This window comes from Legionella cherrii (assembly GCF_900635815.1).
GTDB lineage: Bacteria > Pseudomonadota > Gammaproteobacteria > Legionellales > Legionellaceae > Legionella > Legionella cherrii.
In genome coordinates this window covers 2,923,571-2,948,967 of record NZ_LR134173.1, presented here as the reverse complement: position 1 = coordinate 2,948,967, position 25,397 = coordinate 2,923,571, and the positions used below count along the sequence as shown (strand labels likewise).

The following is a 25,397-nucleotide window of genomic DNA, read 5'->3' as shown; positions in this document are numbered from 1 at the left end:
TATTTTGAGTTAAATGATTTTGAATTCAAAATGTGATTAATATGATTGTTAATTGTTCATTTAAGTTGTTAGAATACACACAAAATTGCCTGCTCAAAGGGATACCTAATGAAAGAAATCACCTTAACCGCCATCTTTGAAGGAACTATCTACGACATTGAAAAACCTCATACCCATTTGCATCGGGTTTTGATGCAGGATTGTAAGGGAGAACGTATCCGCTCAGCCAAAGAGGTTAATCAAGATAAAGATGCTACTCATTATAAAATGGGTTTTTAATGGTTGTGGTATTGATTATGGTTACAAAGGGGTTTTATTTGGTGTGGGATTGGAGGAGCAAAGTGATCAAGTTGTCGAAGTGGTCAAAAAGCTCATTCGAGACGGGTATAAAGTAAAGTTAAACTGCATTGGCTTAAGTCGAGGTGGAATTGCAGCGATTTTGGCAACCCTCAAATTATCCCAAATTGACCGCTTTCATCTGGAAACGAATTTACTTCTTTTGGATCCTGTACCAGGTAATTTATTTTACACTGCTTTTTTGGATGTTTTTAACTATTCATTGGCTAATCGTGCGGTTGATTTATCTGGCTCTAAAAATTTAAATTATGTTGAAACACTTTATCCCTATCTTGAGGTAGGTCAAGATACTGGCGAATTTATGGATCAAGTTCTTGCTAAATTCCATATACCCATAAGGCCTACTTATCCCAAACATTGTGAAGTGAGAGAAGAGGTTATTTTAGGTGCTCATTTAAGGGCTTTCCAGGATCTTCAAAAAGACAATGATGCGAAACATTTGATTTATGGGGTTGATGTAATTCCTGTAATCAGGAAACTCAGTAAAGCAATTATGTACCAATTCTTGGGTCGAGTGGGCAGCTTGGCAAAGTTGGGAGAAAATGTTGAGCAATCTGAGATTATTAACGAGTTTGAACGAGAGCGAACTAAATGGACACAAACTCTGACCAACATAATTAAGAATATTATTCCTAAAAGTAGAAATTTACATTCTCAGGATGGTTCTAAAATAACAGTTTCAAATACCGCCAAATATCTAAATAAAACGCACCGCGAACTTGTTGATACAATGTTACATGATCCCGAAGAATTATGTCTAAAAGTAGAACCGGAACGAATCCATTTAGAAAAGAAAAAAAATCAATTAACCCGAGTAGTCTTATCTGATTTAATAGAAGTTATCGAAAATAATATGACCTTGGAAAGCAAACAAGGTAAGAAGGGACTACTATTAATTAAAATTAAAACTGAACTGGAACATGGAACATTTTATAGTGAAGAGCAGTTGAGTTTTATACTTAGGGACATTCTCGCAATTGCATTGCAAAGAGACCGGTACAGCTACAGTTTTTATAAGACAACTGCGTCAGGTTTAGCATTGGTTAACGCATTGAATCAATCGAGATTTAATGCAATCAGAGAGTTGATGCAATCTGATGATAAGCCAATTGAATATGCTGATCTAAGTGCTTATGTGTTAGGTAGAGCTGATCCAGTACATTTTAATAGTCAAGATAGGGATATAAATCTTTCTCAAGTTGAACGGCATGGGTTAGGAGAAGACGGTTATAGTCTGCTAATTTAGAATATTATTGAGCGGTGCAGATCAAGATATCAGTCAAATAGCGAAGACAATCAGGGAAGAAAAAGCAATGCAGCTAAGGAAAAAAATGAGAATATTATTTGATCTTATCAAAAGACAGAGTCGTGTTTTTTCAAAAGAAATATTCCTTTTTTTTGTTTCAGTAGGGTTGGCGTAATGTTCCGCAGGTTAAAGGAATGGTGGTACGAGCGAATCATAAGTCATTCACTTATAAGGAATGATGAGTGGAATGATGCATTTCAAAAGTTATTTTTATTGAGACGCCTGAGTGATCAAGAAAAGATAAAACTAAAGCGATTAGCCATTTTATTTCTTTATTACAAATCATTGGAGGGGGTTGGTGATCTGCAGATAACGACTTCTATGCAGTTAAGTATTGCCTTACAGGCATGTCTTCCTATTTTGAATCTTGGCCTTGATTGGTACGAGGGTTGGGTTTCAGTCATAATATATCCCGGGGCATATTCACGAGAAAACAAGGTAATCGATGAATTTGGAATAGAACATTTAGGGAGAGCTCATTTAAGCGGGGAATCATGGCAACGTGGGCCTGTTATTATTTCTTGGGACGATGCACTACATCATGGCGGAGTTAATGGCCGTAATGTGGTGATACATGAATTTGCGCACAAGTTGGATATGCAAAATGGTCGAGCCAATGGATTTCCTCCGCTTCATAAAGGGATGTCTGCGACACATTGGGCTGAGGTTTTTAATTCAGGTTACAATGATTTGGTCAATCGACTTCAACAAAACGAGCTTACTCCGATTGATCCCTATGCTGCTACATCACCATCTGAATTTTTTGCAGTATTTTCTGAATTATTTTTCGAAAAACCCGAAATAATAAAACACTATTATCCTGAGATTTATACTTTACTTGCCCAATTTTATCGTCAAGATCCGCTGAGAGGGTATTTTAGTCTGGTTACACATAACTAAGAGTAAGGTTCTGGTCGATCAATTAAGATGTAGGTTGGGCCAAGGCCCAACCTAGTCAAAATTACCAACTAAATGTATAGCGTGTTTCCTTGGAGCTCCATCCATCAGTCACATACACTTCAAGTGTTCGTTCTGAAATGAGATTAAATTCGATGAGTGAGCCCCAATAGGGATTATGAAACTCAAAACTTTGTTTTGTCTGCCCAGTTGTTAGTTTGCAAGAAAGCTGTCTCGGTTCAGGAGCACCAAGACCATCGCCATAGCTTAAATCCAATTGCGTCGAACCCTGTGAGTTCGCTACAGAAGCCACTGCATTCAACCAATTGCATTCAATTTTTGCAGATTGAGCATTTTGGTTTTTAAGTTTAAGACAGCTTCTATGTGTACTAACACACGGTTTGGCAAAACTTGTACCAGCGAGTAAACCCATCAAAAGAAAAGCGTAAAATTTAGTCATTTTTATACCTAATCAGTTAGGGTGTGTGATGTTTTTATCATTGTTATTAAATTGTTGTCAATCATTTCAAGTAATGACTATTTATTGAAAAACCAAAAAATAAGTGTAATAACGAGACTAATAACGATGCAGCTAGTAATAGGGAAATAAAAGGTGAAGTTGTTTTTCTGAATTATGACATCACCTGGTAATTTCCCCAGTCCCATTTTTTTTATAAATGGCCAAAAAATACCGGTTATCAGTAGAATCACGCCAGTAATGATTAAGATTTTTGAGGTCATAAAATGAAATCTGAATTCAATAAATAATCGATTTTATAATAGACGATCTTCGGATAATATTCTTTATTGCAATTCGCAGCAGAATTTTAATAGGAAGGAAAAAGGATGAAACAAAATATTTCAATGTACTCCGCTTCGGTACCGGTTTTCAAACAAATGCTTACTGCATTAAATGCAATTTTGGAAAAAACACAAGCCCATATTGATAATAATAAAATGGATCCCAATGTTTTTTTACAAGCAAGCCTTTTCCCAGATATGTTCAATTTCACACGTCAAGTACAGATTGCGACTGATTTTGCTAAAGGTGTTGCCGCTCGTTTGGCAGATAAGGAAGTGCCTGCTTTTGAAGATAATGAGAAAACATTTTTTGAATTACGTGGCCGTATCGAAAAAACATTGTTCTTTCTTTCCAGCATTCTTCCAGAACATATTAATGGCAGTGAGACGAAAGAGATTATTATTCGTCCGGGTACACCAAAAGAACGAAAATTTGTTGGCCAAACCTATCTCTTACATTATGGAATACCGCAATTTTTCTTTCACATGACTACAGCCTATGACATCTTAAGAAGTTTGGGCGTTACTATTGGAAAAATGGATTATATGGGAACATTTTAAAATTACGGGTTGAGGAGGAGTGTTCTCCTCCTGGATTACGCTCTACGAGCTACATAGAGAATTAGAACGTTGATACCGCTGCACTTTTAACATCCTCTAATTCGAATTCTCCAATGGGCCCTTCATTTCCACATATCATTTCCTGTTCATGAGTTAAGAGCGCTTCATAGCGTAATAATTCACTTGTTTTGAAGAATCGTCGCGTCTGATAACGTGATTTTTTGATTTCCTCATCTGCAATTTTATTAATAGCTGGCTCTGTTTCTTGAAGTTCTTTATCTATCATTGCAACATGTTGTTTCGCTTCTTCAACAAGATGAGCTGCCATATGGTGTTTAATCTGCTCAAAGAGTCCTGATATAAACTCGATCCTTTTTCCATCCAGTAGATCGTCATTATCGCTTATTGCATCCATACATTCGGTTTCTTCGCCTTGAAATTCACTTAAAGTAATACTGAGTGTTTCCAAATGTTTTTCAAAGGATTGGACGTTTTTTTCTAGAAAATGGTTTTTAGCCTTTAACATATACCATTCCCAAGAGGGGCAATTTGACTCTTGCATACGGTCTTGTGCTGTTTTAATGAGATGTTGGGTATCGGATTTTTCTTTTTCCTGTAACTCGATTTGTTCTTGAATATCCCTGATTTTACTTCGAATTCCCTCAAGATTTCTTTTGAGCTTAGACTGTTCATCAAGAAGGGCAGTAAAACTTCCATCAGGTTCTTTACCCAAAAGTCCTCTGAGTTGATGCAGATTTACCGGGCTTACTTTCCAATTCAAATGTTTCAATTCATCTGCATGTTCCAGTTTTTTTCGAATTAATTCAGGGAAATCATTGTGATCGATGATGAGATGATTCCAATCAAGATTTAAAAGTTCTTTTAGTTTGAATAATCTTTCAAATTCGGGACGCTTTCGTTCAGGAAGGGTCTCAATCGCTTTTGCATCAGATAAATTAAGAAGATTATTTTTATTCTCTTCAAAAACTGTTTTAACTCTTCGAAGTTCATTTCGTTCTGCTTCAACTCGTTTAAGGAAAGAGGATTCATATCCAGTAAATCCTTGTTGCAATGGCTCATCTTCAATTTGTAATTCTATATAAGATTGGATACCATCAGTACCATTTTGAATACGTACATGCTCTGGATTTACCTTCAATAAGTTGGCAAACCGATTTTGTTTTTGTGCAAATAAACTTTCCTGTACATCTTGATGTAGTCCATCCGATTTACCCAATTCTCCTATTGAGTGTGCGAGTTGTTTTTTCAATGCATTAAGTTGCTTTAGATAGGGCTGGTAGGCATTATAAGAACTAAAACGTTCGATCGCTTCATATAACTCATGCACCACATGACTGGGATTATCTTTACTCTGACGACTCATTTTAAGGAGTGTTTCTTTCAAATGCGTCCAAGTAGGGTCGACAGTCTTAAAGAAATAAGGGGATGTATTGCCCAAACAGTTCCGAAAAGCATTAATTTGATGCTCTGCAACAATTTTATCATGGCAGTTTTTTCTAAAATCCAGATCACAATGCGGGATGTTGTTTAAGGAATCAATTGCATCAAGTGCATCGTTAATCACATTTCGAGGCGATGAGTGACTTATTGAAAACAGATACTTATCTTTTAAAACGGCTTTGTGACGCTCAAGTGCTGAATAGAGCTCTTGTATTTTATCTTTATCCTGAGGGACATTATCTAACTCCTTAGCCAGATTATAAATTTCTAGGGCAGCATTTTTGGCTACAGTTCGTTCGAAGTAAGCATGGAAGGGTTCTGGCTTTTTTTGTACCCAATCAAACTCATCGATTAGATATTTGGCCAGTTTTTTCATTATTTCTTCGTCGTAGGTCTTTTTCAAAGTGTTTAAACTCTCATCTTCTGGCAAGCCTAAGTTTCGATAAAGAGTAGAAAAGGAAAGTACCATGCCCTGTACTTTAAACTGTTCAACGAGTGAAAAATTGTTTAACTGACTACAGTAGCTTAAGATTAAAGGTTTGACTTTGGATAATAACTTAACGGGTTCATCATCTGCCTCCATTAATTTTTTTTGATAAAATTGGATGATGCTTTCAGTAACTTCTTGTTTTTCCTCACTGCGCCATACCCTGTTTTTTTGTTCGATAAGCTTATTGATTGCCTTTCGATTAATTTCAGGTACAAATGAACCGTTTTGAGATGTATTTTTAGGGAAAAGTGTTTTTATAGCCTCTGGACAAACAGTACAAAATGCTCCAACTAAATAAGGTAAAACTTGTTTACTTTGCGCTAACTCTAAACTTTTTTTGGTTTGGTCAGAGGGCTTGGTATATTCGAGCACGGCTCCTGCTTTATCCGCAATTATTGTTTCAAGATTTTGGTACATTAAAGCTTTGGCTCCAGCCGAAAACTGTTTTCCTTTTTGTTGCAGCTTTGTTTGAATATTTAATTCCTGAGAGAAATCTAACTGTTTTAAAAACTTAAGTCTTAGGCCTTGCTCATAACTCATGTGAGGTGCCTTCTCGGCTTTAGCTGCCCACTTTTCTTCTAGAGCTGTTCCCCAAAGTCTGCATGCTGACTTTTTAAATTGTTCAATACTTTCAGTCAGGGAGCTTTCGGTTACATTGGTATCTTGAGAACGAGTCAATTCACTCAAAAGTGCTTCGCGCCATTGGTAGAGCTCAAATTTTATTTGAAGTTTGTCCGGGTAAAGTTCACAAATTAAGCTTTCCCAAGCTTCAATTTGTTGGATCAGTATCTGTTGCGCTTCATCAATGGCCTGGGTATATATCCTGTCTACAGTTGCTTGTAATTTGATTTTATTTCTTACTACTTCAACCGATTGTTCGTTTATACGTTGGCGAGTCCACGGGAACACATAATAAAGAAACTGATCGAGTAAATTCTGAGGTGGCTTTACCTGATAGATTGGTAACCATTCACCTGGTTTTCCATTACGTGCAGCACGACCACCGATTTGAGTTGTCATTCTTTCGGTATCAGGGTAAGTTTGAATGACAAATAAACCTTTAGGGTGATTCCCTGGATTGATATCTATTCCTTTTGCAAGCATTGCTGTCCCAACAGTAATGGTATTAACTTTACCTGCCTGCTCTATGAGTTTCTCGAGTTGTTCCGGAGATTCCTTACCGGTAATCACTTGGATTATGAATCCTTGCTTTTCGTATTCTTTTAAACTGTTACCAATCGCTTGGGCTTCATCAAAATCTTCACTCACAATAAGAATGGGTTGCGTTTGAGTGTAGCTCCATTCTTGAATGGCCTCTCTTCTTTCTTCAAAAAGTTTTTGCTGTTGCTCATGAGTTTGAATCTCTTCATTGGGATTCTTAATCTCCAAGTTTACTTTTGTAACAGGACACTTAATTTTATTGAAGGTCTCATGTATGGCTTTGATTGTCCCTTCCCGATCGAATGTAAAAATCGGATCATGATTGATACGCTTGTCTCCAGCATGCGGTGCCACGCTGACTGCCTGGATTCCCAGAGATGTAGCTAAACTTTCAAGCTCAAGTTTATCTCCCGGAGTTGCTGAAATTCCCAGTAAACGTCCTAAGGTCTTCTGGAAAAATTTGATTAAACCTTGCGCCGATTGACTCGCAAGTACAGAGGGAACTGGATCAATAAAAATATACTGAGCTTGATCTTTGCGTTCTGCTTTAAGCCGAGCCTGTAACGCTTGTTGTACTTCTTCAGTGAAAATTGAACCAAGCTTAGGTGTGCTGCGAATTAAAGGAACACAGGCAATTTTTTTTATGGTGTCATGACCTGTCTCATCTTTTTCTTTGACCGGTTGCATTATGAAATGTTTGTTTTCAACTAAAGTAGCAGCGATGCAGCTGGCATGGATCCATTGTTTCAGTTGGGTATTACTTGATGCCATCAAATAATTTTGTTTATCCACATCGCCATTAAATTGTTCGTTGATTTGTTTGCTGAGAAATATACGAAATTGATCGAGATCTTCATCTTCGTCCCAGGCAGGATTCGTCTTACGGAACGCAGGAAGTTTAACAAATTGATAGGCAATGGGGTATATCCATTGGGCAGGGTTGTCACCATGTGCTGCCTCGGCTTCAGCAACGAGTTTATAAAGGGTTAACTGATCTAAAAGTGCATCGTCACATTCATCTAAAACAATATGTACAGGACCCTTCGGTTTCAGTAAGTCTTCATTTCCATCTATTTTTGCAGCTAAATGAAAACTGGCCATATCCTCAACTGTAGAGCAGTTGATTCCTTCATGTATAAAATTTTTCGTTGGTGTATTACTTTGAATGAGTGCTGATCTAATTCCCAGAAAACTGAAAAAAGGCTCACAGCTGTTCTCATAATCTCGAATCAGAAGAGTTGGATTAGCAGTCCATTGCACCACAGTACCACCTTGTGCCCACTGAAGCACAGAGAGCATTGGTGTATTAATACTTTTTCCTTCCCCAGTTTTGATACGCATTAATAAATTGGAGGAGGGATCCTTTAGGGCAAGTAACAATACAAGCATTTGTGTGGTATTTGGGAATAAACCTGTCGTTCGAAAGTAGATTTCTCTTAAATAAGCTAAAAGTTCGAGATAGGTTTCTTCAACTTGCTCTTGATTAATTGCTTTTGAGCGTAATTGTTGAAGTAGAGTGCAGGCCCGTTCTTTTAAATCATGGCGAGAACAGGCGGTTAATTTTTTAAGCCCTGTGAAATTATTGGGATTTAAGGGGTCGGTGTATCCTAAGGTTTCAATATAAGTTAATTGTTTTGCAAGTTGCATTTGTAATGCATGCGGGAAATCGGTTTCATGAAGCAAGTCTTGTAAACTGAGTAGCGCGTCTTTTATTCGATCCGTTGCAAATTGTTTCGCCAAATCTCTTTGTTCACCGGCTTTAGCAAAAGGATTTGTGTCGAAGCTCAAACAATAAGCACGAATTTTTTCAGAGTCATGAGCACCTAGGGCTAAGTTCAGACTTTGAGTATTAGGGTAGGGCTTTGTTGCAAATAATTTAAGAACTCGATCAACCTCCACAGAAGGACGCCTTCCCAAACCTTGAGTGAGCTCTAACAAGGCCGGAAGATTCACTGTGGAGTCTTTTTTATTGTTTGCTAAACCACACAAGATGGTGGCAATTTTTACTCGATTCTCTGGATCAATTTGGGCTAACTGTTGGAGAATAAGAGGATAGGTGGTTAAATCTTGATCGGGTTTCTTGTGGGATACTCTATTGAGTAACGCAATGCATAGCTCAGCTTGGTCTTGATTCTCAGTTAAGAATAATTGGGTCTGTTGGATTAGGCCGTGAACCAGCTCGGAATTCGTACCTGATAATCCCACTAAAAATTGAATAATTTTCTTGATAATAGATGATTTGATCTCTTCAGGGAGATTGGACTTCTTGAATTTGTTTAATGCAGCAAGAGGGAAAGGGCTCGCATTTCTCAAATTATGAGCCAGGCTCATTTTGAAGAACATGGTTTCTGTTTCTGGCTCAAGGTCAGCTATCCTAAACAGATCCACTAAGCCATTGATGGCTCGTTCAATCGCGGTATCATCTGCAGCAGGATTTTCCTCTAAAGCTTGAGTTGTGAGCTTTAGATAAAGGTCCAGCTTTTCTGAACTGTCTTTGATTAATTTACCTGCTAAAATATGTTTTTGGGCATAATTTAAGCGTGTTAGAGCTCCAGTACTTAGTTGTTTGTAAATCTTATTGAATTGTTGTGGATGATGAGAGTTTATATCAATAAGCAAGTTGAGATAATTGGCAATCGACTCAATTTTATTTTTATAATTTTGTAGCGCTATGTGTGACGGAGCATTTTCATCGATTATCGCTGCTTCATCAAGGATACTTCGTTCAAAATCTGGATCTTGGGTATTGAGCTGATGCAATGTCTTTTTCAAAGCTGGCAATACTTTTTTCTGAATCAACTCTTCTTTGAAAAAGAAAGTTAAAGAGAGTGTCTCATTAAACTTTGCCATCCAACCAAGACAAGTGTTCAAATCCAGGTCTTTTACACTCTGCTTGTGCTTGGGATTTTCAAAGAAGGCTCTCATTTGAGAAACAAGTAAGTTATGAACTGGCCCTAAAACAGCAGCAAAACCTGACCCAGTGGTCTTATCAGTCTCTTTTCTTTCCCCGGTGAGCAGGAAACTTAAAATATATTCGCCTTGAGTTTTTACCTCGATACCCAAAATGCTAAGACCATATGTTTCCTCAAGCAACTTAGGTTTTTCTTCTTCAAATGTTTTAAATTTCTCAAGAGCTTCGGAGAATTGAGGATTCGGTTTTTGTAACTCAGAAAATAAATCATTTACCGTATCAAAAAGTGGCATCAATGTTTTATCTAATTTATCGCGTAATTGTTGAGGAACTATGCGGCTTTGTAAATTCTTTTGTAGTTCGCTCTTCAACAGGTCGACTTTAAATACGGCACTTCGTTTTTTAATTGCATCAGCTAAAGCATCGACAATTAAATCATCGAGTTTGGATATATCTCCATTACCAAGCACACAACCTGGTAAAAGATTTTTATCAACGATGAGTGCCTTTAACCATTCTTCTTGTTTTTCTGGAGTGTTACATTCAGCAGGGATGACTATTTCTTCTGAATTGACAAAAGTCTCCAAAAGAGACTGAATCCTATCGATTTTAGGTAATTCTTGTGACTTTGAGATGTTGATTTGACTTAATGTACTGAGTACCGCTCTATGAAATTCTGGACCTTTTGTATCCTGTATAGCCTTTATTGCTAATAATAAAAGATCAATTTGTTCTTGAGCAAAATTGGCTTCATTGAGCTTTGCCAATAATTTAATGAGTTCCGGGGTAAGGTCTGACGGTTTTTTTGCAGCATTTCTGTAAACGATGCAATAGCTGATAGAGAAAATTGGTTGGTTTCAGGTGCTGGATCTGTTTTTTGAATACGTTCTTGCAATGTAGTGAATAGTTCCATCCCTTCATTTTCCAGGCATGAAACCAGTGGGGTAATGAAATCATCTTTGATTCTTTTACCAGGGAATGCAGTTTTGAATTCAATACATTGGCTCATTAAGGTATTAATTTGAGCGAATGACAAGTTAGGCTTAAATTTAAAAGCTCGAGAAAATTCCTGCAATAAATCAGTACGATCATTTTGTTCCAAGGGTTGTAATGCACTAATGCAAAGACTTAAAGTGTCTCTCCATTGGGCAACATTCAGAGGGTCTTTATTGGAAAAAGCACAAGTTAAAATAAAAGTTAATTGATTTTTTTGAGCAGAGGTCCAAGAGGCGAGTTTTTCAATTTCTAAAAGTTGGGCCTGGATATCAGATAATCTAATTTCTGTTTTCCAATGCTGTCCCATATATCGAAATAGCCAAGGCTTAAGTTGGAGATCTTCATTGATGAGTTGCAAATAAATACGTTCCGGATCGGTAACACAATCCTCAGGGGTCTCAATTTGCATACACGCAGCAACTTGTTTCAATTGCTCGGCATCTTTTTTTTGCAGCATGGCATAATGTACGCCTGTTGAGCTCCAATTGAGATTCGACAAAGAAAGACATTGTTCCTGTGGATTTTTAGCGTGCTCTATAACATCCAGCACTCTATTTAATGTAACGAGTATATGGCCATCATGTTTGATGGGGCAGGGGTTAGGCAGTGTTAGATTTTTTTCTGCAATCCGAGGAAGGAATATTTGTGTATAGGCTTCAAAAAAGACATTAAAATCAAAACTATTTTTATCATATTTTAAATGTGCAGCAACCAGGGTATTCCACCATTCTTTTTGTTCTGCAGGAAGCTGGGCTAATTTTTGAAGATTTTTAATTCCTCGAGTGCTCAAAAGAGCATTTTGCACCTCAGGAGTTTCGAGAAACTCAAGATTGATTTTTTTATTCAAACAAGCAGTAATTAGTCTAATTAAAAGAATGGAATGTGCTTCCCCTCCCAATACATATTGTTTACAAAGAAACGGAATGATGAACTCATCATTTTGTCGCAATTGAAGCAAGGCTTTGATTTCATTTTCGTATGCAGGAAGCAATGATAAAAAAGTATTCTTTTGATTAGGTGAGTATGGGTTGTCTAAAAGAACTGAAATTATTTGTTGAGAAAGCTGAGGTAAAAGTGCCGTTGCTTCTTCAAGTGAAGGCAAAACTAAAGAGTCTTGTTTTTTTAGTACCGGTGCTAAAGGAGAAGGATGTTTTCTTGGGGTATCAGTATAACAAAATGCTTTTTTGCTTTTGTCTATATAAAACCCTTTGGGAGGATTGTTTGGTATAATACCATCCCTAAAAGCATAGTGATGTTCTTTTATTATGGGAATAGCTGATTCTTGTAGACTCTCGATGCCTAAGGCTCTAAGTTGTTTGACCAACTCGGGAAGCTCGAGGTGATCAATTGATACTAGATGCAGATCTGGGCTTACTACATGTTCGCTCTGTTCTATGTGAACATCTTTTTGTGAACTAGGGGGTTTAGGTAAAAGAATGCTTTTTTGAATTTGGATGCGCGGCCGAACCGCAGGTGACTTGGAATTCAATGCATATTTTAAAGGGTTTATCTTTGGAACGTTGGATGAATTTTTAAGAATCGTTTCAGCTGTTTTATTTAATACTGTACGACGTGCATGAAGGGCGAGTTGCTTTGTTACGGGTTCATTTTCTTTAATTTTAAAAATAAAGAGACGCTTGCGATCATCGCTAACAAATGTTTTTAACGCATCGACGTCCTTTTCTGTGAGTTCTTGTGCTTCAAGCTCAATTTCTAAGGGATTATAATTAACTTCTGTTTCATATGAAGTAATTAAATTTTCTAGTAAAGATTGCAGGTTTTTATTTTCTGAATATTGACGCACAAAATAGCTCCTTCTAGAATCAAAAAAATAGATAATACATCGTTATTCTTAACAGGAGATTAAGTGTCAAAAATGAAATGAATGTATTTTTAACTCGCTCATAACAAATTGTATTACAATGAGAAATAAAGAATAAATATGGGTCGATATGTAAATAAACTTTTCACTAGGTGGCAATTCCTGTTAAAAAGTAGAAGCATTGAAAAGACGTATCCTACAAAAAAATTTATCTAAGCAAAAGCCTAATGCAGTTCAACTTCACTATTTACAAACACATGCTATACTTAAGCTTGATTTGATTAAAAAATGTGCTTAATGGTGTTTAAATGTTCTTTCCTGATGTGTTCGTTAGGAAATATATTCATTGTAATGGAATGGAAATCGATTTAAAACCAAGAGATAATCCCTCATTGACTGAGCGTTATATTCATGAAATACGCCATCTAGTCGACTCAATTGTAGTAGCGTATCTTCGTGCTCCTTTAGAGCAATTTTTTTTCGTCCTTCGGTGTTTCTCTGGCAGTCAATTGTCTCCTTCACTGCGAAGCTTTAATTTCCCCCTGACACTCTTTGGTCTTGATATTTACTTTAAAGACAATTTTTATTTTGGAGCATTGTGGGTAAAGAGGATGATGTCCGCGATAGAGTCTGGACTATTTGAATTTTTTTCTAAAGGGCATTTAGGGCAGGTCTGACTCAATTTAATAGTGTAAAAAATGATGCATAAACTGGAGTTTTCAATAGTGAGATAGAAATGAAAGAATTACATTTGTACCGTCCTTTAGCGCGTTCCGAAAAATGGTCCAGTTTAGCCATAGTCTGGATTCCAGTGCTAGTGACCATATCAAGCATTGCTTCAGGAATATTATTTCACATACATTGGGGCACATTAGTACTACTTTTGATTTGCTACAGCTGTACTGTGTTAGGGATAACGGTTGGTTTTCATCGATTATTAACCCATCATTCATTTAAAGCAAATCGGTGGTTAAAAATTGTGTTGACTTGCTTTGGATGTATGGCTTACGAAGGCACACCATTCTTCTGGATTGCAGCTCATCGAAGACATCATAAATACACAGAGACTGAATTTGATCCCCATTCACCCATCCCAGAAAAGAAAAAGTCATTATATGGCTTCTATTATGCGCATATGGGGTGGATGCCATTCCATACTTTAGAAAACTGGCGATACTACATTGGTGATTTATTATTAGATCAAGATTTACGATTCATCAATAAACACTATACCTTAATTGCTCTATCTGGATTACTTATTCCAGGAGTTCTTAATGGGCTGATGTATAGAGGGTGGTACTATTTTTTTGAAGGAATAATTGTTTGTGGTTTTTTCAGAGTTTTTCTCCAACAACATGTTACCTGGTCCATAAATTCTATTTGTCATCTTTGGGGTAAAAAAGACTTTGATACAAATGATAACAGTAAAAATAACTGGGTTCTTGCTCTCCTTGCATATGGCGAGGGTTGGCATAATGGACATCATGCTTTTCCAAGTTCAGCAAAACATGGTTTAAAAAAATGGCAGTTTGATATCTCATATGTAGTCATCTATTTGCTATCCCTAATGGGGTTAATCAATGGAATTAAACTACCGACTGAGGAGCAGATAAAACAAAAAAGTTTGTAAAAAATAATGAGTTTTCTATGAATGACTCACTTTTTATTCCTTTGTTAAGACAGGTTATTGGGGCTTGGTCCTTAGCCTGTTAAATAGTTATTTCATCTCTTCATCGATTGAAAAAGAAACTTCTTCATGAAAAATGTAAAATATACTTGACAGATCATGGGGAGCTCATTAAACTGCGAACCTAATTTTAGGGGTTATAGCTCAGCTGGGAGAGCGCTTGCATGGCATGCAAGAGGTCGGCGGTTCGATCCCGCCTAGCTCCACCATCAACATCTTTGATGTTGATGGGAAAAACGTTCAAGGTCCCCATCGTCTAGCGGCCTAGGACACTGCCCTTTCACGGCGGTAACAGGGGTTCGAACCCCCTTGGGGACGCCATTATTGGCATTTGAAGTTTTTAAATTGTAAAAAGATCCAGGTCCCCATCGTCTAGCGGCCTAGGACACTGCCCTTTCACGGCGGTAACAGGGGTTCGAACCCCCTTGGGGACGCCATGTTTACTTAATAGTTCATGGATTTTCTAGTTATTCACCGAATCTAAATACCCGAAAAAAAAAATTTAATCTTTAGTTTCATTTTAAGTTTTTAAATATTTCCCCAAATACCTCCTTTTATTAATCTGAAAATGCCCCAGTTAAACGCTTATAAATGTACTCGTGGTTTGACTGAAAGGCATCGCATGAATTACTTGGCTTTGAGTGAAATTATTTCATGTTAATACTTCCTTAATCAATTTGAAATATAATTTGCCTCCAATTATTTTGGGAGTAATATAAATGAAATTAAAATTTGATGGCTTTTTTGGTAAGAAAAATGATTCCTGCGTCAACATGCCTAAAATCAATAAAGGAAGCATTAATATAGATCATGGTGGATGTTTTGATAAACCCAGTATAAGCGTTACTGTGCCACATATTACTACGGATAATGAGGCAGTTTCTAAGCTCATCGCTAAAGAGCACACTTATACTTTTAAGTTTTAGGATGTGTAGCCTGGATTCGATAAGTCGTAATCCGAGATTCAGGTGATAACCCGTATTAGGCTTTATGCTAATACGGGCTATGTATGACGCCATTTCGAAAAGGTACTCCCTTAACCTGTATACGATCTTTTATATACTTTGATAACAAGAGAAGTTAAGTCAAAGTAGTCCTTAAAGTCGCTCAAAAATAGTTCTTGTATTAAACCCAAACAAACGTTCATGCATTCTGTAAGCATATTCATCTGTCATATTGGCCAAATAATCACAAACAATTCGATAGGCAATCGTTTCATCTTCAGCTTGTTTAAACAAAACTCGATTTTTGTTATCCAATAAACTACCAGGATTTGAACTAATGGCATCAAAGAGTCTAAGTACGACCGTTTGACCTCCATATTCAAAAGTACGGGCTTCTTGGGAATCAATTACATTATTGTAGATACATTGTTTTAGATAATTTAGCAAGGCATTTGCTTCGGGAGTAAGTGCCAAATTATATTTGAGTAAATTATTCTCAAATTGTTCGTTAACCGTTATGATTTGGGTTGATGTTATAAAATAATTAACCATTTCTCCTATAGTTTGTTTTCTTAAATAAAGATCTTGAGAAAAAAGTGAGTTGATTAACTCATTTTTACGTTTGCTTAATAGAGTATTGTCTAATAACTGTCTAAACTCCGACGTATCCAGATGAGAAGAATTGATAAGACGCAAATGAATGGCGTCTTCAAGATCATGAACCCCATAAGCGATATCATCGGCTATATCCATTATGGAACAATCAAAACTATGGTAGGCAGATTTTCCTGTTTTCGTACCGTGTGGTTTTTGTGATAAAGATTGGAATAATTCTTTGTCATTATCCGAAAAAGGGGATAATAACCAATCAATCTCAGGCTGTTCACAATCAAAATAAGCTTTAGGTGGTAACCAGTCATTAATTTTGATGGTTTTATGAATGGATTCATGAACAGGAGGTTGTCTCGGAGCGACGACAGTAGAACGTTTCACTGGGTATTTTAAAATACCCAACAATGCACGTCGGGTTAAATCAAGACCGTAGGCTCCATAACTACTTTCAACCTTAGTGAGCAGTCGTAGAGTTTGTCCATTTGCTTCAAACCCACCATAATTGCGCATCATATAATTAAGAGCTACCTCACCACCATGTCCGAAAGGGGGATGACCAATATCATGAAGCAGACAAATAACAGAGATCAGATCATCATTAGGTAGTAAGCCTGCCAAAACAATATGTTTTTCTTGGTTCATTAAGAGGTTGTGTACGATACTGCGTCCAATGGAATCGACTTCCAGAGAGTGGGTTAGGCGAGTACGGTGGAAATCACCTTCATCAGTCCCTAAAATTTGTGTTTTTCTTTGTAATCGTCTGAAGGCTGGACAGTGAATCACACGTGTACGGTCCCGTTCGTAAGGATCTCGATGATCCAGATTTCCTCGTTGATTTGTTTGTCCAGAACGTCGATGTGTCCACATAAGTTTTTGCCGTCTAAATAAAAAAATAATTACTGTAAGACATAATTTGTTCTTTAACAACACAAATTTCTAAAGTTTTTTCTAGTTATGTAGATATAGTAGTCAGGAAGTAAATAATAAGAACTAAAAATTAGGGGAATGACTATGGATAAGAAAATCAACTTAGCGCTCATAGTAGTTTGTGCTTTTGCTATGTCTTCCTGTACTAAAGATGAATACATCTCATATCCAGCATATTCATATGTAGATATCACTCAACGGCCTTATAATATAAATAGTTACAATATGACGAATTATGATTATGGATATCAACAAAAGCAGCAAGTAAATGTTCCTAATTCATATCATGTGGGCGAGTTACATTCTCCAGTTTCTTTTAAAGACAGAGATGAGACTTGGGTTAATAGTCAAAATCCTAAAGGATATACAATTGAATTGACTGAAGGGGACAAGGCATCTCAAGTGGCACAAGTCTTGTATAAAGCACCTAAAAAAGATCGGATGGCTCAAGTAAAATATGAGCGAGATGGTAAAACGCGATATAGAGGAGTATATGGAACCTTCGGTACTCCTGAAGAGGCACAAAAAGCCTTAAATTCTTTACCCCCAGAACTGAAAAGCAGTGCTTCAGTGATTAATTGGAGCAGTGTGCAACAACAATAGAGGTAAGTACTCAATTGCTAACAGGGGAGGGTTGGTTTGAGCACCACTTGCGCTCAAACCTACTTCTCGAGAGTAACCATTATATGATACTCAGATCGATTACTGCGATTAAGCAGTTACTATAATTTTACCTATTTGTTCATTGGACTCCATGTATCTATGCGCGTCGACTATATGCTCCAAAGAGAAAGTTTGGGCAATTCGAGGCTGCAATGATCCATCTTGAATATGATCAAAAATATATTGTTGGGCTTTTTGGCGAGCCTCGGGTAGAGTACTAATTTCAAAAAGTGTATAACCCCGAACGGAAATTCCCTTATTTAAGGCGATGAAAAGAGGGAATGGAGTAATCTGCTCTAGAGACAAGTTACCGTACACAAAAAGGGTTCCGCCTGGGGAGAGTGTTTCTGCTAGAACCTCAATGCCCTTACCAGCGATTGGATCAAAAACAATTTTTACTCCTCTACCTTTGGTTATTTCATTGACACGGGCAGGAAGATTATCTTCATCAGTTACAATGACATGATCTGCACCTAAAGAGAGTAATTCAGCTTTTTTCTTAGCGGTTCGTGTGGTAACAATACTAATGGCTCCCTGAGCTCGTGCTATTTGGATGGCAGCTATTCCTACACTACTGCTTGCTGCAGTAATTAAAACAAAATCATTTTTAGCGAGCTGTCCATAATGGATCAGAGCGCCATAAGCCGTCATGTATTGCATCCAAATGGAAGTTCCTTCCGCATAGGAAAGTTTCTCAGGATAAGCCGCAAGCGCATAAGCAGGGACTATTGCCACTTCTCCGTATACTCCATACTTGCCTAGATCAAAACAAGGGACTGTGCTGTATGTCTTACCAATTATTTTTTTATCTACATCCGGTCCAACGGCTTCAACCACACCCGAGGCCTCATAGCCAATTTTTGATGGGAAATGTGGTTGTACTAAATAGTGCCCCGTGCGAAACATGATTTCAGCTCGATTTAAACCAATTGCATGAACACGCAAGCGAACTTCACCTTTTCCTGGTTCTGGCAATGATACCTCTTCAAGCCTTAATACCTCTGGGCCTCCAGTTTCGTGAAAACGAACAATTTTAGCTGATGAATTTGACATGGAATATCCTTATTTTTATGAAATACTTGAATCACTCTTAACCTAGAACCCTTTTCGTCATTCCTCGTTGCACTCGGGATGACGAAGTTTGCGCAGGGTTTCATCCAGACTTCAGTAGGCTAAGTTTTTGAAGCCGAACTAAGCAGGATCATTAAACGAGTGACGCCTGGCGTTTTCGATCGGTCTGCTTCAAACTGTTTTACTGTAATGGCATAGCGTTGATTTATTTTTTCCAACCAGGTAATAAATAAATTAAAAGCAACTGAGTCAAAAGTAATTTGGATATCTCCTGAGCCAGTTTGTTGTAATTGATAAGGAAACTTCAAGTTAGTATCGTTTTTTAGTTGCGTGGCCAGTGTTGTCAATAATTGGCTGTTATCGACTATTTGCTTTTTCGTTTGTTTTGTTTGACTTAGTTGTTTTATTTTTTTCATCCACTGGAGGGTAGCTGTTTTTTCAATAAGTTGTTTTGATTTTTGGTCAACTCGTTGGCTCAATGGGCTGTATAAAAACAAATAATACACATAAAGAATAAGGCACAATGCTGTTCCAATTAACATCCATTTTTCTCGTTCATTAAGTGTACTTAAATAGGCTTTCACATTAACTCCAAAGTTGCGACAACTTGTTGTTCACGAGTTGATGCTTGGGTTTGTTTCACTTTAAGTTGCAGTTTTTTTAATTCATTTTCCAATTCTTCTAAACTGGCGAAGTCCGTGCTCACCAAGGTGACTGATAAAGTCTTATTTTGATAACGTAATTGTTCCAGAGTATTGTGATCATTTTTCATGACTTTGGAAAATTGATTGAGTAAGAACCAAAAGCGATTTTGCTCTTCCGTATTATTGCTTTTTAATAGCTGTGTGATGCGAAATTTAGGACTAATAACTTGTTTTGCATCAGGAAAAAATTCACGATAAATGACTTCAATTTGCGCATCAATTTTTTGGGTTTCTTTATTGAGTAAATGCAATTTGATCCCATTCGTTACGAGTAGGGAGATTAGCCAAACACAAAAAAGAGCACCGGCGGCCAGATATCCCTTTTTTAGTAGATCTGCTTTATTTCCGTGCTGCATTTCCCCTTGGCAGAGGTTCATTAATTTTGTTCTGAGTATTCTTTGGGCAATCCACGTATAGGATGTTTCCTGTTTTATAGGTAATGATGAATCACTTTGAATGGCGCTGTCTGTAAAATGCAAGGGTTGATGTTGCGGATGCTTTTTTAGAAAGATATGAGCTAGCTCTCCAGAAAGAGCCCCTTTAAAATCATCGGTATTAATCAATAATGTGCTTTCACAAATGCATAATTCTTGTGGTTCCAGGGCAAACCAATCTACAGTAATTCCAGAAAATTCTATTCCTTGTTCATTGAGGAATTGCATCAGATATCGAATTCGTTGTTTACTGATCACAGTAATAAGGTACTGATTATTTTGATATCGTGCTTTATCAAAGGCAAAATGAAGCTCATCTACGGGTTGTGCTAGCTTTTCTTCTAAAGCATAAGGGATTGCTGTTCTTGCCTTTCTTTCTGGAAGCCATGAAAACTCAAGATTAAGAAGACTGACCTGTTCACATGTTTCAATAACTAAAGTGTTACATTCTGTTTGTAGCGGCTTAATTTCGGCAAAGCTACGTTGTGCAGGGGGAGCAATTAATGCTCCATCTGCATTTATTTTGAGGCATAAACAACCTGCTTCATCAAGATGTTTTGCAAAGAGAAAAAGTGTATCCATTCCTAGGCATAAGCTCTATGTTTTTTTATATTCATGGCAGTCCATTGTTGTTTCAATTGCTGTGACAGTAGATAAACTACAAGCGCATACTGGGGGCTTGAATTGTATCGGGTTATCACAAAGAAATTGGGATAGGCGATCCAATATTCATTTCCTTGAGCAGTAACCAGTTCAATCAAGGCGGCACGAGAAGGATGGTTATGTGCTGCGGTGACCGGTCTAACCCCATTTGCAATCAATTGTGAGTAGTAATAGTTAGCTTTTTTAGGATTGACTTGAATTCGTTTATAACGAGTACCTACCACTGTGGCATGTTGGGCAACCCCATCATTGGGCCGCCAGCCATGATGGTAGAAATAATTCGCAATACTCCCAATTGAATCCGCGTTATTCGTTACAATATCTCGTTTTCCTGTATTATTAAAATCAACAGCAAAGTTACGATAACTACTGGGCATGAATTGGGGTTGGCCAATGGCGCCAGCGTAGGAGCCTTTGAATTGGGTTGCAGGAACTCCATGTTCGCGACAAAGAAGTAAGTATTCTTTTAATTCTTTAGTGAAATAAGGCGCGCGTTTTGGATAATTAAAAGCCAGTGTTGCTAAGGCATCGAGAACTCGATGTTCTCCTTGTTTTTCTCCATATAAGGTTTCCACACCCAAAATTGCAATAATAATTTCTGGAGGAACGCCGTATTTTTCTGGGCTTTGTCCAATGCCTGTTTATTCGCTGCCCAATAGTCTAACCCGCCTTTTAGACGCGCAGGAGTGAGAAACAAATCCCGATACACATCCCAATTCTTCTTTTCATAGGGTTTTTCCATTGACTCAATGATATCGGGGCGAATTACTACCTGATTCATGGTGGCTGTAAGCTCTTTAGCATTAAAGTGATACTCCTTAACCATACTTTTGATAAAGAGTTGTACATCTTTTCTTTGTGTAAATGCGGTATCTGAATAAGTTGAGAACGAAAAAAGTAGCAATATTATTGCTATAAACCCCAAACTTGATACTCGTCGCATAGCGCACCCTGGATAATAGAAAAACGAAATGATAAATCTTATTAAAAATGCAGTGCATTAGCAAATACTTTAAGGCTGCGCTTATTTAAGCTAGAATGCGCTATTTGCAAAAAAGGGTATTTCAGTTGAGTGATTTAAAGCGAATTCGTAATTTTTCGATTATTGCCCATATTGACCATGGTAAATCAACCTTGGCGGATCGGTTTATCCAAATTTGTGGTGGTTTAACAGAGCGTGAAATGAGTGCTCAAGTTCTTGACTCGATGGATATAGAGCGAGAAAGGGGGATTACGATTAAAGCTCAATGTGTCTCTTTAAACTACACTGCGAAAGATGGCAATAGCTATCTGTTGAACTTCATTGATACGCCAGGACATGTGGATTTCAGCTATGAAGTATCTCGTTCTCTGGCCGCTTGTGAAGGGGCAATTCTTGTTGTAGATGCCGCCCAAGGTGTAGAAGCACAAACTGTTGCTGTTTGTTATACTGCCATTGATCAATCATTAGCGGTTTTGCCGGTACTGAATAAAATTGATTTACCGCAAGCTGAACCAGAGCGTGTTATCTCAGAAATTGAAGATATTATTGGTGTAGATGCACACGATGCAATAAGGGCTAGTGCAAAAAGCGGGCTTGGTGTGGAAGATGTGCTGGAAGCATTAGTAACTCGTATCCCACCACCAGAAGGCGATATCGACGCGCCTTTACAAGCTTTAATTATTGATTCATGGTTTGATAGCTATCTTGGAGTTGTTTCTTTAGTGCGTATTGTCAATGGTTCAATACGTAAAGGAGACAAGATGAGAGTTATGTCTACAGGTCGATCTTATGAGGTTGATCAAGTAGGTATCTTTACTCCTAAACGTACTAAGCTGGAAATGCTCAATGCCGGCGAAGTGGGTTATGTCGTTGCCGGAATCAAAGAAATTCAAGGCGCTCCAGTAGGCGATACACTTACTCTGGAAAAAAATTCTGCGGAGAAACCACTTCCTGGTTTTCAACGCGTGAAACCACAAGTTTATGCGGGGCTGTTTCCTATAAGTGCCGATGATTTTGAGGCATTCCGAGAAGCTTTGGCTAAATTAAGTCTTAATGATGCGTCTCTATTTTATGAACCTGAATCTTCTGAAGCATTAGGTTTTGGTTTCCGATGTGGCTTCTTAGGTATGCTGCATATGGAAATTGTTCAGGAGCGTCTGGAGCGAGAATATAATCTTGATCTTATCTCTACCGCACCTACAGTCGTTTATCAAATTGTGACGCAAAAAGGTGAGACGATGCTTATTGATAATCCATCTCATCTTCCACCGCTTCCCCAAATTAAAGAAATGTATGAGCCCATTGTAAGAGCCAATATACTTGTTCCTCAAGATTATCTCGGTTCCATTATTAATTTGTGTATAGAGCGACGTGGTGTTCAGGTCAATATGACCTACAGTGGCCGTCAAGTTTCTGTAACTTATGATATTCCCATGAGTGAGGTAGTTTCTGACTTTTTCGATCGATTAAAATCAGTGAGCCGTGGGTATGCTTCATTGGATTATAATTTCTTGCGTTTTCAGGAAGCTGATTTAGTTAAAATGGATATATTGATTAATAGTGAACGCGTGGATGCACTTTCAGTCATTGTCCATCGTTCCTCATCACATAGTCGTGGAAAATTAATTGCTGAAAAAATGCGTGATTTAATTCCAAGGCAAATGTTTGATGTGGCGATACAAGCGGCATTAGGCAGTCATATTATTGCCAGGCAAACAGTAAAAGCGTTACGGAAGAACGTTACTGCAAAATGTTATGGTGGTGATGTGACACGAAAACGAAAATTATTGGAAAAACAAAAAGCCGGTAAAAAACGTATGAAGCAAGTGGGGCATGTTGAAATACCTCAAGAAGCGTTTATGGCTGTGTTTCAAACAGATAAAAAGAAATAATAACTATTTACCACGGTTCACTGAAAAGCCACATTTGGTGCAAATTTGACTTTTCAACAAGCTTTAAAATTGGTGTATGGTTATTGGAACATATAAATTAAGTTTGATTAGGATATAAATTTATGAATTTTGCTTTAATACTCGTTGTCCTATCTTTTATCAGTGGGTTGATTTACCTATTAGATGTACTCTTTTGGGCAAAAAAGCGTGCTCAGGATCAAAAGCCCAATCGTATCATTGAATATTCGCGATCATTTTTTCCAGTTTTTTTCATCGTCTTAATCTTACGTTCATTCATTATTGAACCCTTTCGTATTCCTTCAGGTTCATTAGAACCGACATTGCTTGTTGGCGATTTTGTAGCCGTCAATAAGTTTATTTATGGATTAAGGCTTCCGGTTTGGGAAAAGAAAATTATTCCAATTTCTGATCCTAAAACAGGGCAGGTTGCTGTATTTCGTTGGCCACCAGACCCTTCTTATGATTATATTAAAAGGGTAATAGGAGTTCCCGGGGATAAAGTGAGTTACCATAATAAGGTATTAACCATTAACGGGAAGGAAGCAAAACAAACTTTTGTTGAGTACACCATTGATGAGAGTTCTGGAAAAGCGGTAGCCAAATATAAAGAAGATTTGAACGGAACCCTTCATGATATTTTCATTAGAGCTGATGTTCCTGCTGTAGATTTTGATATTGTAGTGCCCGAGGGAAGTTATTTCATGATGGGCGATAATCGCGATGACAGTGCGGATAGCCGATTCTGGGGATTTGTACCCGAATCCTATTTGCGAGGCAAAGCATTTTTAGTTTGGATGAGCTGGAATAGCAAGACGGATAATGTTCGTTGGTCTAAAATAGGGAAATTGATACCCTAAGTAATAGTTTGCATGGTTCTTGAGTCGAGATATTGATTTTAATTAGAACAGATAAAAGGAATAACAAATGCGAAAACAACATGGAATGACTTTTATAGGGACGTTGTTTACTGTGGTTGTACTTGTTATGGCTGCTGTGGTAATAATGCGTATTATTCCTGTTTACTTGCAGTATTACTCTGTTCTCAAATCGGTCAAAGGATTAAATACGATACCTCCATCTACATTAACAGGAGATCCCGTTGCGGATGTCAATGTCCTGAAGAGTACTTTGGATAAACGCCTGGATATTAATGGGGTAGAAAGTCTAAAGGAAAATCAATTATCTATCGAACCCTTGGGGGCTAATAAATTTAGAGTGAAATTAAAATATCAGGTGATTAAGCCTTTAGTATACAATATGAGCTTATTATTTGATTTTGATCATACAGAAGAGGTTGTAACAGGCAGTGAAAGTTGATTTAGAGAGGCTATGCCGGCGATTAAATTATCAATTCAAAAACCTTGCTTATCTTAAGCAAGCTTTGACGCACTGTAGTGTTGGCAGTGAAAACTATGAGCGTTTTGAATTTCTAGGCGATTCAATTTTAAGTTTTGTAATTGCTAATGAACTATTTCAACGATTTCCTATGCAGAGTGAAGGACAATTAAGTCGTTTACGTTCATTTTTAGTTCGAGGCGAAATGTTGGTCGAACTAGCTAAAGAAATTGATCTTGGCGAATTTCTTTTTTTAGGTCAAGGCGAGCTTAAAAGCGGCGGTTTTCGTCGTGCTTCAATTCTATCCGATGCTATGGAAGCCGTTTTTGCAGCAATTTTTCTTGATGGCGGCATCGAATCCGCAAAAGAGGTCATATTAAAGTTATATCATTCTCGGCTTGAGGACCCTAATTTAAATGATTGTTTAAAAGATGCTAAAACTCAATTACAAGAATATCTACAAGCAGAAAAAATTGCACTCCCAGAATATACCTTAACTAAGGTAGAGGGTGATGAACACAATCAAGTTTTTTATATCACCTGTACGGTTAACGGAGCAAAGCAAAAAACTTTTGGTCAAGGTTCTAATCGACGAAAAGCAGAGCAGCTGGCTGCGAAGTCAATGTTAGAGTTATTGCGTTTAGCTAAGTAGTTTGAGATGCTGCTGTCATCCCGAGCAAATCTCGTCATCCCGAACAA

General features: G+C 37.5%; 20 protein-coding genes, 3 tRNA genes and 1 pseudogene. 15 read left to right on the top strand and 9 right to left on the bottom strand.

The annotated features are described in order from the left end of the window. Positions 1-108: 108 nt before the first annotated feature. From EL022_RS16440 to EL022_RS12565, 3 genes are all read left to right on the top strand, one after another. Positions 109-279, top strand: coding sequence for an immunoglobulin domain-containing protein (locus EL022_RS16440; protein ID WP_241972177.1), 171 nt, complete (start codon positions 109-111; stop codon positions 277-279). Beyond that, positions 251-1,603 carry a hypothetical protein gene (locus tag EL022_RS12570; protein WP_241972176.1) on the top strand — a complete coding sequence of 451 codons (1,353 nt, stop codon included), beginning with the start codon at positions 251-253 and terminating at the stop codon, positions 1,601-1,603. The genes EL022_RS16440 and EL022_RS12570 overlap by 29 nt, the downstream gene beginning before the upstream one ends. Before the next feature lie 174 nt (positions 1,604-1,777). After that, positions 1,778-2,563 carry a M90 family metallopeptidase gene (locus tag EL022_RS12565; protein WP_028380245.1) on the top strand — a complete coding sequence of 262 codons (786 nt, stop codon included), beginning with the start codon at positions 1,778-1,780 and terminating at the stop codon, positions 2,561-2,563. Positions 2,564-2,624: 61 nt separating this feature from the next. Here the strand turns inward: EL022_RS12565 and EL022_RS12560 are convergent, their stop codons facing one another. After that, positions 2,625-3,020, bottom strand: coding sequence for a hypothetical protein (locus EL022_RS12560; protein WP_028380246.1), 396 nt, complete (start codon positions 3,018-3,020; stop codon positions 2,625-2,627). A gap of 77 nt (positions 3,021-3,097) precedes the next feature. Further along, on the bottom strand, positions 3,098-3,301 hold the full coding sequence (locus EL022_RS12555) for a DUF2905 domain-containing protein (protein ID WP_081776849.1): 204 nt from the start codon (positions 3,299-3,301) through the stop codon (positions 3,098-3,100). A 105-nt stretch (positions 3,302-3,406) separates the two neighbouring features. Between EL022_RS12555 and EL022_RS12550 the strand changes: the two genes are divergently transcribed. Next, positions 3,407-3,922, top strand: coding sequence for a DUF1993 domain-containing protein (locus EL022_RS12550; protein WP_028380247.1), 516 nt, complete (start codon positions 3,407-3,409; stop codon positions 3,920-3,922). A gap of 61 nt (positions 3,923-3,983) precedes the next feature. On the opposite strand, the gene EL022_RS12545 is transcribed toward EL022_RS12550, so the two are convergent. Together EL022_RS12545 and EL022_RS16435 are read right to left on the bottom strand one after the other, a co-directional pair. Then, a complete protein-coding gene (locus EL022_RS12545) occupies positions 3,984-10,712 on the bottom strand; it encodes a hypothetical protein (RefSeq protein ID WP_241972175.1) in 6,729 nt (2,242 codons plus the stop codon). Beyond that, positions 10,655-12,745, bottom strand: coding sequence for a hypothetical protein (locus tag EL022_RS16435; RefSeq protein WP_241972174.1), 2,091 nt, complete (start codon positions 12,743-12,745; stop codon positions 10,655-10,657). The genes EL022_RS12545 and EL022_RS16435 overlap by 58 nt, the downstream gene beginning before the upstream one ends. 326 nt (positions 12,746-13,071) lie before the next feature. Here EL022_RS16435 and EL022_RS12540 point away from each other — a divergent pair, with 326 nt between their 5' ends. The 6 genes from EL022_RS12540 (at position 13,072) to EL022_RS12515 (ending at position 15,376) form a co-directional block, all read left to right on the top strand. Continuing rightward, positions 13,072-13,440 (top strand): hypothetical protein, encoded by a 369-nt coding sequence (locus EL022_RS12540; RefSeq protein WP_028380248.1) that lies wholly within the window; start codon positions 13,072-13,074, stop codon positions 13,438-13,440. 59 nt (positions 13,441-13,499) lie between these two features. Beyond that, positions 13,500-14,393 carry an acyl-CoA desaturase gene (locus EL022_RS12535; RefSeq protein ID WP_035900423.1) on the top strand — a complete coding sequence of 298 codons (894 nt, stop codon included), beginning with the start codon at positions 13,500-13,502 and terminating at the stop codon, positions 14,391-14,393. Positions 14,394-14,583: 190 nt separating this feature from the next. Then, a tRNA-Ala gene (locus EL022_RS12530) sits at positions 14,584-14,659 on the top strand. A gap of 36 nt (positions 14,660-14,695) precedes the next feature. Next, positions 14,696-14,771, top strand: a tRNA-Glu gene (locus tag EL022_RS12525). Positions 14,772-14,811: 40 nt separating this feature from the next. Continuing rightward, a tRNA-Glu gene (locus EL022_RS12520) sits at positions 14,812-14,887 on the top strand. Positions 14,888-15,169: 282 nt separating this feature from the next. After that, a complete protein-coding gene (locus EL022_RS12515) occupies positions 15,170-15,376 on the top strand; it encodes a hypothetical protein (RefSeq protein WP_051544407.1) in 207 nt (68 codons plus the stop codon). A 171-nt stretch (positions 15,377-15,547) separates the two neighbouring features. Here EL022_RS12515 and EL022_RS12510 read toward each other — a convergent pair whose 3' ends face one another. Further along, a complete protein-coding gene (locus EL022_RS12510; protein WP_028380250.1) occupies positions 15,548-16,873 on the bottom strand; it encodes an anti-phage deoxyguanosine triphosphatase in 1,326 nt (441 codons plus the stop codon). A 144-nt stretch (positions 16,874-17,017) separates the two neighbouring features. Between EL022_RS12510 and EL022_RS12505 the strand changes: the two genes are divergently transcribed. Next, positions 17,018-17,536: an SPOR domain-containing protein gene (locus tag EL022_RS12505; protein WP_028380251.1), complete on the top strand. Its 519-nt coding sequence runs from the start codon at positions 17,018-17,020 to the stop codon at positions 17,534-17,536. 108 nt (positions 17,537-17,644) lie between these two features. Here EL022_RS12505 and EL022_RS12500 read toward each other — a convergent pair whose 3' ends face one another. The 4 genes and pseudogenes from EL022_RS12500 to mltB all read right to left on the bottom strand — a co-directional run bounded on the left by EL022_RS12500 (position 17,645) and on the right by mltB (position 21,411). Then, the gene (locus EL022_RS12500) at positions 17,645-18,649 is read right to left on the bottom strand and encodes a zinc-dependent alcohol dehydrogenase family protein (RefSeq protein ID WP_028380252.1); all 1,005 of its coding nucleotides are present in this window, start codon (positions 18,647-18,649) and stop codon (positions 17,645-17,647) included. 119 nt (positions 18,650-18,768) lie between these two features. Beyond that, positions 18,769-19,251, bottom strand: a complete 483-nt coding sequence (lspM, locus tag EL022_RS12495; RefSeq protein WP_028380253.1) for a GspM family type II secretion system protein LspM — start codon at positions 19,249-19,251, stop codon at positions 18,769-18,771. Continuing rightward, on the bottom strand, positions 19,248-20,387 hold the full coding sequence (gene gspL, locus EL022_RS12490) for a type II secretion system protein GspL (RefSeq protein ID WP_028380254.1): 1,140 nt from the start codon (positions 20,385-20,387) through the stop codon (positions 19,248-19,250). Before gspL ends, lspM begins: the two co-directional genes overlap by 4 nt. Before the next feature lie 2 nt (positions 20,388-20,389). After that, positions 20,390-21,411 (bottom strand): annotated as a pseudogene (gene mltB / locus EL022_RS12485) (lytic murein transglycosylase B). A 95-nt stretch (positions 21,412-21,506) separates the two neighbouring features. Between mltB and lepA the strand changes: the two are divergent. From lepA to rnc, 4 genes are all read left to right on the top strand, one after another. Continuing rightward, a complete protein-coding gene (gene lepA / locus EL022_RS12480; protein ID WP_126325209.1) occupies positions 21,507-23,342 on the top strand; it encodes a translation elongation factor 4 in 1,836 nt (611 codons plus the stop codon). Between the two features lie 122 nt (positions 23,343-23,464). Beyond that, complete coding sequence (gene lepB, locus EL022_RS12475; protein WP_028380257.1) at positions 23,465-24,220, top strand: signal peptidase I; 756 nt, start codon at positions 23,465-23,467, stop codon at positions 24,218-24,220. 67 nt (positions 24,221-24,287) lie between these two features. Further along, entirely contained in the window at positions 24,288-24,680 is a 393-nt protein-coding gene (locus EL022_RS12470; protein ID WP_028380258.1) for a DUF4845 domain-containing protein, read from the top strand. After that, complete coding sequence (rnc, locus tag EL022_RS12465) at positions 24,670-25,350, top strand: ribonuclease III (protein ID WP_028380259.1); 681 nt, start codon at positions 24,670-24,672, stop codon at positions 25,348-25,350. The genes EL022_RS12470 and rnc overlap by 11 nt, the downstream gene beginning before the upstream one ends. The last annotated feature ends 47 nt before the right edge of the window (positions 25,351-25,397 follow it).

Bases quoted from the DNA above. Each gene is read 5' to 3' on its own strand.
- EL022_RS16440 (WP_241972177.1), top strand. From the start codon at position 109: ATGAAAGAAATCACCTTAACCGCCATCTTTGAAGGAACTATCTACGAC.
- EL022_RS12570 (WP_241972176.1), top strand. From the start codon at position 251: ATGCTACTCATTATAAAATGGGTTTTTAATGGTTGTGGTATTGATTAT.
- EL022_RS12565 (WP_028380245.1), top strand. From the start codon at position 1,778: ATGTTCCGCAGGTTAAAGGAATGGTGGTACGAGCGAATCATAAGTCAT.
- EL022_RS12560 (WP_028380246.1), bottom strand. From the start codon at position 3,020: ATGACTAAATTTTACGCTTTTCTTTTGATGGGTTTACTCGCTGGTACA.
- EL022_RS12555 (WP_081776849.1), bottom strand. From the start codon at position 3,301: ATGACCTCAAAAATCTTAATCATTACTGGCGTGATTCTACTGATAACC.
- EL022_RS12550 (WP_028380247.1), top strand. From the start codon at position 3,407: ATGAAACAAAATATTTCAATGTACTCCGCTTCGGTACCGGTTTTCAAA.
- EL022_RS12540 (WP_028380248.1), top strand. From the start codon at position 13,072: ATGTTCTTTCCTGATGTGTTCGTTAGGAAATATATTCATTGTAATGGA.
- EL022_RS12535 (WP_035900423.1), top strand. From the start codon at position 13,500: ATGAAAGAATTACATTTGTACCGTCCTTTAGCGCGTTCCGAAAAATGG.
- EL022_RS12515 (WP_051544407.1), top strand. From the start codon at position 15,170: ATGAAATTAAAATTTGATGGCTTTTTTGGTAAGAAAAATGATTCCTGC.
- EL022_RS12510 (WP_028380250.1), bottom strand. From the start codon at position 16,873: ATGTGGACACATCGACGTTCTGGACAAACAAATCAACGAGGAAATCTG.
- EL022_RS12505 (WP_028380251.1), top strand. From the start codon at position 17,018: ATGGATAAGAAAATCAACTTAGCGCTCATAGTAGTTTGTGCTTTTGCT.
- EL022_RS12500 (WP_028380252.1), bottom strand. From the start codon at position 18,649: ATGTCAAATTCATCAGCTAAAATTGTTCGTTTTCACGAAACTGGAGGC.
- gspL (WP_028380254.1), bottom strand. From the start codon at position 20,387: ATGGATACACTTTTTCTCTTTGCAAAACATCTTGATGAAGCAGGTTGT.
- lepA (WP_126325209.1), top strand. From the start codon at position 21,507: ATGCGCTATTTGCAAAAAAGGGTATTTCAGTTGAGTGATTTAAAGCGA.
- lepB (WP_028380257.1), top strand. From the start codon at position 23,465: ATGAATTTTGCTTTAATACTCGTTGTCCTATCTTTTATCAGTGGGTTG.
- EL022_RS12470 (WP_028380258.1), top strand. From the start codon at position 24,288: ATGCGAAAACAACATGGAATGACTTTTATAGGGACGTTGTTTACTGTG.